Origin of the sequence: Nostocoides australiense Ben110, assembly GCF_001050535.1 — a bacterium.
GTDB lineage: Bacteria > Actinomycetota > Actinomycetes > Actinomycetales > Dermatophilaceae > Nostocoides_A > Nostocoides_A australiense.
Map to the genome: position 1 here is coordinate 1,460,478 of NZ_HG764815.1, position 13,597 is coordinate 1,474,074.

General features: G+C 69.8%; 16 protein-coding genes. 11 read left to right on the forward strand and 5 right to left on the reverse strand.

Features of this window, described 5'->3' with window-relative positions:
* On the forward strand, nt 1-1,219 hold a 1,219-nt coding region (gene radA, locus BN11_RS06995; RefSeq protein WP_048696155.1), incomplete at its 5' end, for a DNA repair protein RadA.
* Between the two features lie 18 nt (nt 1,220-1,237).
* Here the strand turns inward: radA and BN11_RS07000 are convergent.
* Nucleotides 1,238-1,960, reverse strand: coding sequence for a class I SAM-dependent methyltransferase (locus BN11_RS07000; RefSeq protein WP_048696157.1), 723 nt, complete (start codon nt 1,958-1,960; stop codon nt 1,238-1,240).
* 12 nt (nt 1,961-1,972) lie between these two features.
* Complete coding sequence (locus tag BN11_RS07005) at nt 1,973-2,776, reverse strand: hypothetical protein (protein ID WP_048700965.1); 804 nt, start codon at nt 2,774-2,776, stop codon at nt 1,973-1,975.
* Between the two features lie 144 nt (nt 2,777-2,920).
* Between BN11_RS07005 and BN11_RS07010 the strand changes: the two genes are divergently transcribed.
* Genes BN11_RS07010 through BN11_RS07020 form a run of 3 tightly spaced genes read left to right on the forward strand, consistent with a single transcriptional unit; the run spans nt 2,921 to nt 5,305 of the window.
* Nucleotides 2,921-3,868, forward strand: coding sequence for a Ppx/GppA phosphatase family protein (locus BN11_RS07010; protein WP_327152842.1), 948 nt, complete (start codon nt 2,921-2,923; stop codon nt 3,866-3,868).
* Nucleotides 3,828-4,667, forward strand: a complete 840-nt coding sequence (locus BN11_RS07015) for a sugar phosphate isomerase/epimerase family protein (protein WP_048696158.1) — start codon at nt 3,828-3,830, stop codon at nt 4,665-4,667. Before BN11_RS07010 ends, BN11_RS07015 begins: the two co-directional genes overlap by 41 nt.
* Nucleotides 4,668-4,672: 5 nt before the next feature.
* A complete protein-coding gene (locus BN11_RS07020) occupies nt 4,673-5,305 on the forward strand; it encodes a TetR/AcrR family transcriptional regulator (protein ID WP_048696159.1) in 633 nt (210 codons plus the stop codon).
* A gap of 30 nt (nt 5,306-5,335) precedes the next feature.
* Here BN11_RS07020 and BN11_RS07025 read toward each other — a convergent pair whose 3' ends face one another.
* Together BN11_RS07025 and BN11_RS07030 are read right to left on the reverse strand one after the other, a co-directional pair.
* Nucleotides 5,336-6,070 carry an ABC transporter permease gene (locus BN11_RS07025; protein WP_048696162.1) on the reverse strand — a complete coding sequence of 245 codons (735 nt, stop codon included), beginning with the start codon at nt 6,068-6,070 and terminating at the stop codon, nt 5,336-5,338.
* Entirely contained in the window at nt 6,067-6,801 is a 735-nt protein-coding gene (locus tag BN11_RS07030; protein ID WP_083433979.1) for an ABC transporter ATP-binding protein, read from the reverse strand. The genes BN11_RS07025 and BN11_RS07030 overlap by 4 nt, the downstream gene beginning before the upstream one ends.
* 107 nt (nt 6,802-6,908) lie before the next feature.
* Here BN11_RS07030 and BN11_RS07035 point away from each other — a divergent pair, with 107 nt between their 5' ends.
* Genes BN11_RS07035 through BN11_RS07045 form a run of 3 tightly spaced genes read left to right on the forward strand, consistent with a single transcriptional unit; the run spans nt 6,909 to nt 9,237 of the window.
* Nucleotides 6,909-7,859 carry a proline dehydrogenase family protein gene (locus BN11_RS07035; RefSeq protein WP_048696164.1) on the forward strand — a complete coding sequence of 317 codons (951 nt, stop codon included), beginning with the start codon at nt 6,909-6,911 and terminating at the stop codon, nt 7,857-7,859.
* Between the two features lie 13 nt (nt 7,860-7,872).
* Nucleotides 7,873-8,670, forward strand: coding sequence for a pyrroline-5-carboxylate reductase (gene proC, locus BN11_RS07040; RefSeq protein WP_268807082.1), 798 nt, complete (start codon nt 7,873-7,875; stop codon nt 8,668-8,670).
* Nucleotides 8,671-8,724: 54 nt separating this feature from the next.
* A complete protein-coding gene (locus tag BN11_RS07045; RefSeq protein ID WP_048696166.1) occupies nt 8,725-9,237 on the forward strand; it encodes a GNAT family N-acetyltransferase in 513 nt (170 codons plus the stop codon).
* Nucleotides 9,238-9,342: 105 nt separating this feature from the next.
* Here the strand turns inward: BN11_RS07045 and BN11_RS07050 are convergent, their stop codons facing one another.
* Complete coding sequence (locus BN11_RS07050) at nt 9,343-10,002, reverse strand: potassium channel family protein (RefSeq protein WP_048696168.1); 660 nt, start codon at nt 10,000-10,002, stop codon at nt 9,343-9,345.
* Nucleotides 10,003-10,070: 68 nt separating this feature from the next.
* Between BN11_RS07050 and BN11_RS07055 the strand changes: the two genes are divergently transcribed.
* From BN11_RS07055 to BN11_RS07065, 4 genes are all read left to right on the forward strand, one after another.
* Nucleotides 10,071-11,261: an acetoin utilization protein AcuC gene (locus tag BN11_RS07055; RefSeq protein WP_048696170.1), complete on the forward strand. Its 1,191-nt coding sequence runs from the start codon at nt 10,071-10,073 to the stop codon at nt 11,259-11,261.
* Between the two features lie 592 nt (nt 11,262-11,853).
* Nucleotides 11,854-12,054, forward strand: coding sequence for a helix-turn-helix domain-containing protein (locus BN11_RS07060; protein WP_048696172.1), 201 nt, complete (start codon nt 11,854-11,856; stop codon nt 12,052-12,054).
* A gap of 231 nt (nt 12,055-12,285) precedes the next feature.
* On the forward strand, nt 12,286-12,384 hold the full coding sequence (locus tag BN11_RS21745; protein WP_003792170.1) for a 30S ribosomal protein bS22: 99 nt from the start codon (nt 12,286-12,288) through the stop codon (nt 12,382-12,384).
* A gap of 27 nt (nt 12,385-12,411) precedes the next feature.
* Complete coding sequence (locus BN11_RS07065; RefSeq protein WP_048696174.1) at nt 12,412-13,461, forward strand: NAD-dependent epimerase/dehydratase family protein; 1,050 nt, start codon at nt 12,412-12,414, stop codon at nt 13,459-13,461.
* The last annotated feature ends 136 nt before the right edge of the window (nt 13,462-13,597 follow it).

A 13,597-nucleotide genomic window follows, 5' to 3' on the forward strand; every position in this document is an offset into this window, starting at 1 on the left:
CGATCCCACCAAGGCGGCCGCCACGCCGACCGGGGTGGAGGAGTTCGACCGGGTGCTCGGGGGTGGGCTGGTCGCCGGCGGCGTCGTCCTCGTCGCCGGCGAACCCGGCATCGGCAAGTCGACCCTGCTCCTCGACGTCGCCGCCCGGGCCGCGCGCGGCGGGCGCGACGTGCTGTATGTCAGTGGTGAGGAGTCCGCCGCTCAGGTGCGGTCCCGGGCCGAGCGGATCGAGGCGATGGCCAAGACGCTCTATCTCGCCTCCGAGACCGACCTCGGGACCGTCTTGGGGCAGATCGAGCAGGTGCGTCCGGCGCTGGTCGTGATCGACTCGGTCCAGACGCTGGCCAGCGCGGAGGTGGAGGGAGCCGCCGGCAACGTCTCCCAGGTGCGCGAGGTGGCCGCGGCGCTCATCGCCGTCGCCAAGACGATGGGCATCTCGATGATCCTCGTCGGGCATGTCACCAAGGAGGGGTCGATTGCCGGGCCGCGCATCCTCGAGCATCTCGTCGACGTCGTGGTGGGTTTCGAGGGGGAGCGGCACTCGCGGCTGCGGCTGGTGCGGGCGGTCAAGAACCGCTTCGGCCCGACCGACGAGGTCGGTTGCTTCGACCTGAGCGATGTCGGCATCATCGGGCTGCCCGACCCGAGTGGGCTGTTCCTGTCCACCCGGGCCGGTTCGGTGCCGGGCACCTGTGTCACCGCCACCCTCGAAGGCCGGCGCCCGCTGCTGGCGGAGGTGCAGGCGCTCGTCACCCCGAGTTCGATCCCGACACCCCGTCGGGCCACCCACGGCGTCGACGGCAGCCGCATCGCGATGATCACGGCCGTCCTCGAGAAGCGTGCCGGTGCACCACTGACCGGCCGGGACATCTACCTCTCCACCGTCGGAGGGGTGCGGTTGCGCGAGCCGGCGGCCGATCTGGCCATGGCGTTCGCCATGGCCAGCGCCATCCTCGAGGTCCCCATCGATCCGCACCTGGTCGCGATCGGTGAGGTCGGCCTCGCCGGCGAGATCCGCCCGGTCCAAGGAGTCGAGCGGCGCCTGACCGAGGCCGCCCGGCTGCGGTTCAGCACAGCGCTCGTGCCGCCGGGGGTCCGCGGCAGCGCCGCCCTGCCGTCGGGCATCCGGGTCATCGAGGTCCCCGACATCCAAGCCGCTGTCGGGCACCTGCAACGGGTCGCCGAGCAGCCCCGCGCCGAGTTGCGGCCGGTCCGCTGAGCGGCCGCAGCCGGCCGGTCAGTAGCGGCGCCACCACAGGGTGGTCGCGTAGTCGACCGCCGTGCCCGCGTGCTCGGCGAGGATGCGATCTGCCGCGGGCGGCTCGAACTCGATGCGCACGATAGCTTCGAACCGCTCCCGGTCAGAGCACTCCCAGCGCGTGTCCAGGCCGATGGCGCTGAACCCTTGACGGCTCCAGAACCGTTGCACCGCAACGGGATCGTATGCCGGGTGGCTCTGCGTGAACCAGTGCCCGAAGGTGGAGCGGGTCGCGTCGTTGTCGAGGAAGGCGGCGATGCCGCCGGGCCGCACGACGCGTGCCACCTGCGCCAGCCCGGGCTCGCACCCGGCACCGAAGAAGTAGGCCCACCGCGCCAGCGCCACGTCGACGCTGCTCGACGCGAACGGCAGGTCGGCAGCGGCACCGGCGATTGCGGCTGCGGCACCCTCCCGGGTGGCACGTACCCGCTCGGCCGCGCGGCGAGTCAAGGGCATATGCGGTTCGAGACCGATCACGTGGGCGCCGAGCGCGGCATACCGCGGAAGGTGGAAACCGGTGCCGCATCCGATGTCCACCACGACGGCCCCCGCCAGCGGGTGCAGCGCCGCGATTGCCGCCTCGACCAGGCCGTCGGGGTCGAAGGCCTCGTTCTCCCACTCGTAGAGCTGGGGGTGGTTCCAGATGTTCGGGCTGGGTCGCACCCCGCCGTCGACGGGTGCGCTATGGGGGTCCGGAGTCACCGCCGGGCAGCCTCAACGCTTGCGGGTGCGGCGGGAGCGGGCCTCCACCGTCGCCGGGTGCATCAGCAGCGGCAACAGCGTGCGGGCGCCCGTGGAACGCAACACCTTGATATTGAGCAGGTGCGCCTCGCAGCGCAGCACCAACTCGGCATATCCGGCCTCACCCATCAGCTCGGTCAGCTCGGCACGCAACGACCGGAACACCGGCTCCCGCCCCACGTGCGCGGACGGATTGCCCGAGCAATACCAGTCCAGGTCGTGCCCTCCCGGCCCCCAACCGCGCCGGTCGTACTCTCCGATACTCACTTCGAGATACGAGGTGTCGTCGGGCAGTTCGACGGTGCGGTAGGTGCGCCGGATCGGCAGCTGCCAGCACACGTCCGGCTTGAGCGTATGCGGTGCCTGCCCGCTGCGGACTGCCTGCTGGTGCAGCGCACAGCCCGGGCCGGCCTCGAAGCCGGGCCGGTTGAGGAAGATGCAGGCCCCGTCCACGACGCGGGTCTTGATGGCGTCGCCTTCCGGTTCGGTCCACGCGTCGGTGCCGGTGGATCCGGGCCGGTGTTGCCAGGTCGAGGCGTCCAGGTCCCCGACGACGGCGGCGACGCGGCCCATGTCCTCTTCGTCGGTGAAGTGGGCGCCGAGGGTGCAGCAGCCGTCGTCGGGGCGGTCGGCGTAGATGCCCTGACAGCCTCCGGCGAAGATGCACGTCCAGCTCGAGGTCAACCAGGTCAGGTCGCACCGGAAGCGTTGGTCGGGGTCGCTGGGATCGTCGAACTCCACCCACACCCGGGGGATCTCCAGCGGCGTCTCACTCACGATGGCCAACTGTAAGCACAACGGCGCTGTGATGGCGCGCCGGCGCGGCACGCGCCCGGCGCGCGGAGACCGCCGGCCTGTGGCGACGGTTAGTCTGGCGTGGTGCGCCTGGGTGTCATTGATATCGGCTCCAACACTGTCCATATGCTCGTCGTCGACGCCCACCACGGAGCGCGCCCGCTCCCCGCGGTCTCGCACAAGATCGCGCTGCGCCTGTCCGAACACCTCGAAGACGGCCGCGTCGGGGTCCGCGCGATCAGCACCCTGACCGGCTTCCTCGACGAGGCCCGCACCCTCGCCGAGGACCAGGGAGTCGAGCAGGTGCTCGCCTTCGCGACGAGTGCGTTGCGCGAGGCGGACAACGGTGAGGCCGTGCTCACGATGCTGGGCGAGCACGCCGGCACGCCGGTCCATGTGCTCAGCGGCGCGGACGAGGCGCGGATGACCTTCCTCGCCGCCCGCCGCTGGTGCGGCTGGTCGGCAGGCACCTTGCTGGTGCTCGACATCGGTGGGGGTTCTCTGGAGATGGCGACCGGGATGGACGAGGAGCCGGACGCCGCCATCTCCGTCCCTCTCGGCGCGGGGCGGGTCACCCTCGACATGCTCCCCGGCGACCCGCCGTCCGCGGACACGATCCGTGATGCCCGCCGCGCCATCCGTGCCCAGCTGGCCTCCTCGGTCCGCCCGTTGCTGCGCGCCCAGGAGCCCGACACCGTTGTGGCCACCTCCAAGACCTTCCGCTCGCTCGCCCGGCTCGCCGGCGCGGCGCCGAGCAGCGAGGGTCCGCTCGTTGAGCGGGTGCTGACGCGGGAGGCCCTGCGCGGGGTGGTTGCCCAGTTGAGCCCGCTGTCCGCCGGGCAGCGCGCCGACCTCCCCGGGGTCTCGGTGACCCGCGCGCCGCAGGTGCTCGGTGGTGCCCTGGTCGCCGAGGCGGCGATGGACCTGCTGCGGGTCGAGCGGCTGACGATCTGTCCGTGGGCGTTGCGCGAAGGGCTCATCCTGCGCCGCCTCGACACCCTGTCCGACGCCGGCGACGCCGCGGACGAGACCGATGTCGGCGGTTCCGATACCAGGTGGATCAGCGTTGCCTGAGCAAGCCGCACGCGTCCCGGCTGCCCCTGTCGCGCTCTCGACCGCGTCGGTCTATCCCGACCCCGTGGCCACCGCGTTCGCGCTCGGCTCGCGCCTTGGGTATGACGGCGTCGAGGTCATGGTCATGCCCGACCCGGTCAGTCGCGAGAGCGGCGCCCTGGCGGCCCTGTCCGAGCTGCACGAGCTGCCCATCGTCTCGATCCACGCCCCGACTCTGCTTCTGACGCAACGGATTTGGGGTACCGATCCGTGGACGAAGGTCGACCGGTCGATGGAACTTGCCCAGGAGGTCGGCGCGTCGACCGTGGTCGTGCATCCGCCGTTTCGCTGGCAGAAGGGCTATGCCGACAGCTTCATCGAAGGGGTGCGGGCGCGGGAGTCCCTGTCCGGGATCGCGATCGCGATCGAGAATATGTTCCCGTGGCGGGCCGGACAGCGCGAGATGCTCGCTTACTTGCCGCACTGGGACCCCGTCGGCCTTGACGTCGACCACGTGACCCTCGACCTGTCGCACACGGCGACCGCCGGCTCCGACGCCCTCGAGATGGTCGAGGATCTCGGATCCCGCCTGCACCACCTGCACTTGGCCGACGGATCCGGCGCTTTCCGCGATGAGCACCTGGTCCCCGGACGCGGCTCGCAACCCTGCGGTGAAGTGCTGGAAACCCTGGCGGACAACGGATTCGACGGTGCCGTCGTCGTCGAAGTCTCGACCCGCAAACTCGATCCGACCACCCGCAGCGGTGATCTGGCCGAGGCCCTGGCGTTCGCGCGGCTGCATCTGGCCACCCCTCACTGACGGCCATGACGCCCCCACGACGACGCACAGCAAGCACCCCGACAGGGTCGCGCCGCGGCCGCCGACCGGCCGGCACCGACGCCCGTGGCGACATCGTCGAGGCCGCGCGTGTCGAGTTCGCCGAGCGGGGGTATGACGCGGCGTCGCTGCGCAATATCGCCCGCCGGGCCGGTGTCGATCCGGCGCTCGTGCACCACTACTTCGAGGGTAAGCCGGCCCTGTTCGCCCAGGTCCTCACCGTGCCCGTCAACCCGGGCGAACGCGTTGCCATGATCCTCGCGGTGCCTCGCGAGCAGGTGGGCGAAGCCGTGGTCCGGTCCTTCCTTTTCATTTGGGATGCCCCGGGCGGTCGCGAACGCTTCCAGGCGCTGGCCCGTTCCGCCCTCGGTAATGCGGCGGTCGCCCGACAGATCCGCGAGTTTCTCATCGCCGAGATCTTCGTGCGGGTCTCCCGCCACCACGCCAGCGCCGGCGAGTCGGACGAGGACCTCGAGTTGCGGGCCAGCCTCGCCGCCGGCCAGATGATCGGCTTCGGCCTGATGCGCTACGTCCTCGAATTCCCGGCCGCGGAGAAGGTTTCCGCGGAGCGGGCGGTCGCCGAACTTGGCCCGACCCTGCAGCGCTACCTCGCCCCGTGACCGGCCGCGGCCGTCCGCAGCCGGGGGTGCTCAGTCGGTTCGGCGCCGCAAGGTGAGCGCGCCCAGGACCAGCGCAGCCACCACCCACGCCGCGATGATGCCGAGATCGGGACCGACGTCACCGAGGGGCTCGACCTGGGAGGCGACGGCCGACATCGCATCGACGGCATACGACAGCGGCAGGAAGTCCGAAATCGTGGAGAGCACGTCGGGCAGCCGGTCCCGGGCGACGAGCAGCCCGCACAGCAGGAACTGCGGGAGGATGAAGGCCGGCATGAACTGGACCGCCTGGAATTCGGTGTGCGCGAACGCACTGGCCAACAATCCGAGGGCGGTCCCGAGGACGGCGTCGAGGACGGCGATGACGACGAGCACCCACACCGGCCCGGCGACGTCGAGATCACAGACGTAGATCGCGAAGGCGGTCGCCACGAGCGCCTGGATGATCGCGACCAGGCCGAACGCGATCGCGTAGCCGAACATCAGGTCGGCCTTGCCGAGCGGCCCGGCGAGCAAGCGCTCGAGGGTGCCGCTCGTGCGTTCGCGCAGCGTCGCGATGCTGGTGACGATGAACATCACCACGAACGGGAAGACACCGAGTAATGCCGGTCCCACCTGGTCGAACACCGGGGTGTCTTGGAACACCCAGGCAAGCAGGCCCATGAGCACGCACGGGACGATGAGCAGCAGGGCGACCGTTCGGTGATCGGCGCGGATCTGCTGGAGCACACGGCTGGCGGTGAGCAATGTCAGGCGCGGGTTCACACGACCTCCTTGGCGGTGTCGGCGGCGGTGTCGATGAGGTGGAGGAAGGCGGCCTCGGCATCGAGCGCACCGGTACGGGCAAGCAGTTCATCCGGCGTCGAGTCGGACAACAGCGAGCCGTCCCGCATCAGTAACAGCCGATCGCAGCGGGTCGCCTCGTCCATCACGTGACTGGACACGAGCAGCGAACGGCCGGCGCCGGCCAGGCGGTGGAACAGGTTCCACAGGTCGCGCCGCAGCACCGGGTCCAATCCGACCGTGGGCTCGTCGAGGACGAGCAGTTCGGGGTCGCCGGCCAGGGCGGCGGCGAGCGAGACGCGGGAGCGCTGTCCACCGGAGAGTCGCTCCACCTTCCGATCGGCGACGGCGCTCAGGTCGACCTCGGCCAGGGCCTTGTCGACGGCGTCCGAACCCTGTCCGACGAGCCCGGCGAAGTAGGCGACATTGGCGCGGACGGTCAGGTCTGCATACACGCTCGGGCTTTGCGTGACATAGCCGACGCGGGAGCGCAGGGCGGGGGACCCGGCGACCTGCCCGAGGACGGTGACGGTGCCGCCGGCGATCTTCTGGACGCCGACGACGGCCCGCATCAGCGTGGACTTGCCGCTGCCGCTGGGGCCGAGCAGGCCCACCACCTGGCCGGCGGGGACGCAGACCCGTAGGCCCGGGATGACGACGACTCCGCCACGGCGGACCAGAAGATCGTCGATGACGATCGCCGCGGTATTCATCATGTGATGAAAATACCACCAGAGAGGGCGACGCGCCAGGTGTCCGATCTGAAAGTCCGCTTCGACCACTGTCTGGCTGTATGTCGTGGGTCGTTAGCCTGACGACCATGGGTCCGTCCGAACTTCTCCGCAAGACACTCCTCACTCTCGCCGCCGACACGCGCGTGCGTGATCTGATCGAGCGGGCCCCCGTCAGCCGCACCGTGGTGCGCCGCTACGTCCCCGGCGCCTACGACACCGACGCGGTTGCTGCCGTCGCCGAGTTGCGCGCTACCGACCGGCGCGCGACGATCGATCACCTGGGGGAGGACACCACCGATCGCGCCCAGGCCCAGGCGGTGACGCAGGCATACGTCAGTCTCATCGATCTGCTTGCGGCAGAAGAACATACGCACGGTGGCTGGGCCGAGGTGAGTGTCAAACTCAGCGCTGTCGGGCAGCTCTTGCCCGACGAGGGCGCGGCGATCGCCCTCGAGAACGTTCGGATTATCTGCGCGGCGGCCGAGCGTGCCGGGACCACTGTCACCGTCGACATGGAGGACCACACGACGACCGACGCGACCCTCGCGGCCGTGCGGGAGTTGCGGCGCGACTACCCGTGGGTCGGGGTGGCGGTGCAGGCCTACCTGCACCGCACCGAAGCCGACTGTCGCGACCTGGCGGCGGCCGGCAGCCGAGTGCGGTTGTGCAAGGGTGCCTACAACGAGCCCGAGACCGTCGCCTTCCAGGACGACGATGAGGTGGACAAGTCGTTCGTGCGGTGCCTGCGGATCCTCATGGACGGCGCCGGCTATCCCATGGTCGCCAGCCATGACCCCCGGCTCATCGACATCGCGACCGCGCTTGCCGAGAGCGCCGGCCGGGCCGCGGACAGCTTCGAGTTCCAGATGCTCTACGGCATTCGCCCCGAGGAGCAGCGTCGCCTCGCCGACCGCGGCCACCGCATGCGGGTCTACATCCCCTACGGCGAGGAGTGGTACGGCTATTTGATGCGGCGGATGGCTGAACGGCCGACCAATGCGATGCTGTTCGTCCGCTCCCTGTTGTCGCGCTCCTAGGAGGAATTTCGCCGTGACCATTGCCATCTTCGGTGCCGGTGTGATGGGGGAGACCCTGCTCTCCGGCCTGCTGCGGTCCGGATTGGCCCCCGGCGAGGTCGTCATCACCGAGCGGCGTGCCGACCGGGCCGCCGAACTCGAGGCCAAGTACGGCGTGCGCGCCCTGACCAACGCCGAGGGTGCGGCCGTCGCCGACGTTCTCGTCTTCGTGGTCAAGCCGCAGGACATGACCGCTCTGCTCGCCGAGATCGGTGACCAGATCGCACCTGGCAACCTCGTCGTCTCGCTCGCCGCGGGCGTCCCGACCCAGGCCATCGCCGCGGGGCTGCCCGAGGGCACTCCGGTGGTGCGGGTCATGCCCAATACTCCGGCTCTCGTCGACCAGGGTATGGCCGCGCTCTCCCGCGGTGCCCACGTCACCGACGAGCAGATGGAGCGGGCGATGTCGCTGCTGCGATCGTGCGGCCGCGCCATCGAGGTGTCGGAGGGCTACCAGAACGCCGTCACGGCGATCTCCGGGTCGGGCCCCGCCTACGTCTTCTACGTCGTCGAGGCGATGATCGAGGCCGGCGTCGTGCTCGGCCTGCCCCGCGAGACGGCGACAGAGCTGACGGTCCAGACCCTGTTCGGCGCGGCGACGATGATCCGCGAGACCGGCACCCACCCGACGGTGCTGCGTGAGCAGGTCACCTCGCCCGGTGGCACCACGGCCGCCGCCTTGCGCACCCTCGACGATCACAAGGTCAGGGCCGCCTTCGTCAGCGCCATCGAGGCCGCGGCCCGCCGATCGCGCGAGCTCGCGGAGACCTGATCGCCGTTTTCCCGAGAGGGGGCGGATGTCGGCGGCACATGTCAGGATGTGCCCATGACAGAGATCCGCGTGCGACCGCTCACCGAGGCGGACTGGGGGCAGTTCCGCGCCATCCGGCTGGCTGCTCTCGAGGAATCCCCGGAGGCTTTCGTCGCCAAACTCGCCGACGAGCAGGAGTATGACGAGGACTTCTGGCGCGCGCGGATGCGTCGGGCCCAGCGCATGGTCGCCGACGTGGACGGATCCGATGTCGGCGTGCTGAGCGTCGGTGTGCTCGATGACGCCGAGAACACCGCTGAGATCTTCGGCCTGTGGGTGCGCCCGGACTGGCGCGGCCGCAGCGTCGCCGCCACCCTGGTCCGGTCGGCTTCGCAGCAGGCCGCCGAGGACGGCTACGACCGGATCGCCTACTGGGTGAGCACCGACAACGGCCGCGCCGTCGCCTTCGCCTCCAGCTTCGGCTTCCGGCCAACCGGACGCCGCCGCCCGATGCGGGTGACCAACGGTGCCGATGGCGAAGAAGAGATCGCGATGGTCCTCGCGCTCGCCGAGGACCGCGCGGGCTGAACCCCAGGCCGTGTTGCGAAACCCCACCAGTGCGGGGTCCCCGAGAAGCACCGGAGCGACGAAGGAGTGCGGAAACGTCGTGGGGTGTCCGAGGGCCCGGGTGTCCTAGGGCCGGGCGGCCAGGCGCTCGATCAGAGCGGTCGGACCGCTGACGATCAAGGTGTCGTGCGAGGTCACCTTCGTTTCGGGGGTGGCGTGCACGAAATCGCGACCCGGCGACTTGACGCCGACGATCGTGACGCCGTACTTGGAACGAATAGCGCTCTGCGCCAACGTAAAACCCACCGCCTCCGACGGTGGCGCCATCTTCACCATCGCAAAGCCGTCGTCGAACTCCATGTAGTCCAGCAACCCACCGCCCACCAGGTGCGCGACCCGGCGACCGGTCTCGGCCTCCGGCAGGATGACGTGCCCGACGCCGATCCGCTGCAGGATCCGGGCATGTTCCGGCGAGAGCGCCTTGGCCCAGACATCAGGGACGTCGGCGTCGACGAGGTTGGCAGCGGCCAGCACCGACGACTCGACCGAGAACCCGATCCCGACGATCGCGACCGGGAAGTTCTGGCACTTCTGCTCGGCCAGCACGTGCGGCAGGCTGGCGTCGGCGTGCACGACCTTGAAGACCTTGCCGAGGAAGGACTCGGCGATCACCGGGTCCTTCTCGAGCGCCGTCACCCGGTGTCCGAGCCGGTTCAACTCCAGGGCCGCGGCGCCGCCGAACCGGCCCAGGCCGATGACCAGGACGTCGTGCTGCCTCTTGCCCACCCGAGCCCTCCATTCCGTCGTGTCACCTGAGCATGCCGACCTGCGGCACAAGCGGTAGCGTGCGTTGCATGGTCGCACAGGCGCGCGTCATCTGGGATCCGGGCTTCACGGCATACAACTTCGGCCCCGGCCACCCGATGGGTCCGCTGCGCCTGGACCTGACCGCCCGCCTGTGCGAAGCCCTCGGCGTCTTCGACGCCGTCGAGGTGATCTCCCCGCCCGTGGCGAGCGACGAAATGCTCCAGACCGTCCACGACCCCGACTACATCGCCAAGGTCAAGGAGGCCTCGGACAATCCCAGCTCGGCCGAGCCGGCATACGGCCTGGGCACCGAGGACGACCCCGCCTTCACCGGCATGCACGAGGCCAGCGCTCGCATCGTCGCCGGCACCGTGGCGATGTGCGAGCAGGTCCAGGCCGGCGAGATCGCGCACGGCGTCAACTTCTGCGGCGGCCTGCACCATGCGATGCGCGGCAACGCCTCCGGCTTCTGCATCTACAACGACATCGCCGCCGGCATCCAGGCGCTGCTCGACGACGGCGTCGAACGCGTCGCCTATGTCGACGTCGATGTCCACCACGGCGACGGCGTCGAAGCGATCTTCGCCGACGACCCCCGCGTGCTCACCGCAAGCATCCACGAGAGCGGGCGGACGCTCTTCCCCGGCACCGGGTGGGCGCGCGACGTCGGAACCGGAGCCGGCGAAGGGTATGCGGTCAACGTCGCCCTCCCGCCCGGCACCACCGACTCGGCGTGGCTACGCGCCATCCGCGCCAGCATCGTCCCCATCCTGCGCGCCTTCCGGCCCCAATTCCTCATCTCCCAGCACGGCTGCGACACCCACGCCGACGACCCGCTGGCCAACCTCGTCATGACCGTCGACGCGCAACGCCAGGCCATGCTGGACATCCACGACCTCGCCCACAACCTGTGCGACGGCAAGTGGGTCGCCCTCGGCGGCGGGGGATATGAGCTGGTCGACGTCGTGCCGCGATCGTGGACCCATATGACCGCCATCGCCGCCCACCGGCCCATCCCCGTCGACACCCCCGTCCCCGAGGAGTGGCAGGAGTACGTCGAACGCACCATCGGCCGCCGCGGACCCAACCGCATGGGCGACCTCCCCGTCGGCGAACCCGCCATCTGGGTGCAGCCGTGGGAGATGGGATACAACCCCCACAGCCCCGTCGACCGCGCCATCATGGCCACCCGCGAGGCCACCTTCAGCCACCACGGCCTCGACATCTGGTACGACTGATTTTGTTTTGGCTCGGCGCCTCCGCACCGTCGGTCAATTCGCTGGCGCGACTTGACCTCCGGCGCATCGTTGCCTCACTGGGGCCGCTTGCGTCGCCCCGCCTTGTCGCTGCTGTCGCCACCTGGGTGGCGCCCCTCCTCGGCGAGCTCGGTTCGCCCGCTGGCGCGGCCGATCCTCGCCCGCATCGTCGGCTCACTGGGGCCGTTTGCGCCCGACTCGCTTGTCGTTCCTGTCGCCACCTGGGTGGCTCGGCGCCTCCGCGCCGTCGGTCAATTCGCTGGCGCGACTTGACCTCCGGCGCATCGTTGCCTCACTGGGGCCGCTGGCGCTCGGCCCGCCTTGTCGCTGCTGTCGCCACCTGGGTGGCGCCCCTCCTCGGCGGGCTCGGGTCGCCCGGGTGGCGGGCGCGAGGAGGCCAAGAACCAGGGGGACAAGGGCGTGTCGGTGGGGGCGTTACGTACCGATTTGTCTTAGCCTGCCCTTCCCGCTTCCCACGAGTCACAACTGCCCCTATGGTTGCTCTCGACAGTTCCGCGTAGGAGGCCGCCGGACGGGAACCCCGGCGATGCGCGGTGAGAATGACGAGGTATCTATGACTGCCGATCGGCAGCTCTCCGAGGTGCGCTTCCTCACGGTCGCTGAGGTGGCGGCCATCATGCGCGTGTCCAAGATGACTGTCTACCGGATGGTCCACGGCGGTGAGCTGCCCGCCATCCGTGTCGGACGATCCTTCCGCGTTCCCGAGGATGCCGTCGACGCCTACTTGAAGTCCTCCTACATCGAGACTGCGTAGCCGCCGCCGACATCACCCTCTCGCCGTCCGCGGCGATCCCGGCCGTCCGCTCCGAGTGAGCGGGCGGTCGTGCGTATGCCCGCGAACCCGCGGTGTCCGCCACATCACCATCACGCAGTTTGGGTGCCCCCTGCGCGGCGGCTAAGCTGGGGGGTCGATAGTCGAGCATCCGCCGGTGGCGGGCACACGGCATACGACCACTTTTCCTGTTCTTTCGATCAAAGGCTCGATATGGGTTCAGTCATCAAGAAGCGGCGCAAGCGGATGGCCAAGAAGAAGCACCGCAAGCTGCTGCGCAAGACGCGTCACCAGCGTCGCAACAAGAAGTAGTCCCAGTTCAAGCGGGTGAGGCGCGCGATGGCTGATGTCGTCCTGATCACCGGAGTCTCTCGATACCTCGGAGGCGCTTTTGCTCGCGCCCTGTCCCAGGTCGACCCGGCGCGCACGATCGTGGGGGTGGACGTCATACCGCCACCCCACGACATCGGGCGTGCCGAGTTCGTGCGCGCCGACATCCGCAGCCCGATGATCGGGAAGCTCATCGAGCAGTATGCCGTCGACACCGTCGTGCACATGGGCGTCATCGCCACTCCGCTCGGCGCGGGTGGCCGGGCCACCCAAAAAGAGATCAACGTCATCGGCACGATGCAGTTGCTCGCGGCCTGCCAAAAGGCACCGCGCGTGCGCAAGCTCGTCGTGAAGTCGACGGCCGGGGTCTACGGTGCCTCGCACCGCGATCCGGCGCTGTTCACCGAGGGGATGGCCGCCAAGCGGCTTCCCAAACTCGGCTTCGGCAAGGACTCGGTCGACGTCGAGGCCTACGTGCGGGGGTTCGCACGCCGGCGGCCTGACGTCGGCATCACCACGCTGCGCCTGGCCAATGTCATCGGCCCGCGGGTGCGCACGGCCATGACCGACTACTTCCGCCTGCCGGTCGTGCCGATCCCGCTCGGGTGGGATGCCCGGCTGCAGTTCCTCCACGAGGACGATGTGGCGGCCGCCATGATCGCGGCGACACTCGGCGAGCCGGCGGACACGGTCAACGTTGCCGGTGACGGGATCATCACCGTCAGCCAGGCGATCGCCCTTGCCGGGCGACCTTTCGTGACGATTCCGACCCCGCTGAGCACCGGGCTCTCGACGATCTTCAAACGCACCGGCCTGATCGACTTCTCACCCGAGCAACTCGACCTGCTCGTCTACGGCCGCGGCCTCGACACGACCCGGATGAAGACGGTGCTCGGTTTCGAACCGGCATACAGCACCAAGGCTGCCTTCGAGGACTTCGTCGCCGCCGCGCCGCGGCCGGTCGACACCGCACTCACCGCAATTGCCGGCGCCGTCGACGACGCCGGTTCAGCACTGCACTCGCTCGTCGGAGCGGTGCCGATCGGACGGAACCGCTGAGATGGCCGCCTCCAAGTCCGCTGCGTCCAAAACCACGCCAAAAGCCGCCACGCGCGCCAAGACCGCGGTGCAGCCGACGACCTCGACCGCTCCTGCCCGGCGGCGACGGCGGGCCTCCGTGGCTGCCGGCGCCGCG

Excerpts from the sequence above, each read along its gene's own strand:
- BN11_RS07065 (WP_048696174.1), top strand. The coding sequence starts at position 12,412 with ATGGCTGATGTCGTCCTGATCACCGGAGTCTCTCGATACCTCGGAGGC.
- BN11_RS07035 (WP_048696164.1), top strand. The coding sequence starts at position 6,909 with ATGGGTCCGTCCGAACTTCTCCGCAAGACACTCCTCACTCTCGCCGCC.
- BN11_RS07020 (WP_048696159.1), top strand. The coding sequence starts at position 4,673 with ATGACGCCCCCACGACGACGCACAGCAAGCACCCCGACAGGGTCGCGC.
- BN11_RS07055 (WP_048696170.1), top strand. The coding sequence starts at position 10,071 with ATGGTCGCACAGGCGCGCGTCATCTGGGATCCGGGCTTCACGGCATAC.
- BN11_RS21745 (WP_003792170.1), top strand. The coding sequence starts at position 12,286 with ATGGGTTCAGTCATCAAGAAGCGGCGCAAGCGGATGGCCAAGAAGAAG.
- BN11_RS07060 (WP_048696172.1), top strand. The coding sequence starts at position 11,854 with ATGACTGCCGATCGGCAGCTCTCCGAGGTGCGCTTCCTCACGGTCGCT.
- BN11_RS07015 (WP_048696158.1), top strand. The coding sequence starts at position 3,828 with ATGTCGGCGGTTCCGATACCAGGTGGATCAGCGTTGCCTGAGCAAGCC.
- BN11_RS07030 (WP_083433979.1), bottom strand. The coding sequence starts at position 6,801 with ATGAATACCGCGGCGATCGTCATCGACGATCTTCTGGTCCGCCGTGGC.
- BN11_RS07010 (WP_327152842.1), top strand. The coding sequence starts at position 2,921 with ATGCTCGTCGTCGACGCCCACCACGGAGCGCGCCCGCTCCCCGCGGTC.
- BN11_RS07045 (WP_048696166.1), top strand. The coding sequence starts at position 8,725 with ATGACAGAGATCCGCGTGCGACCGCTCACCGAGGCGGACTGGGGGCAG.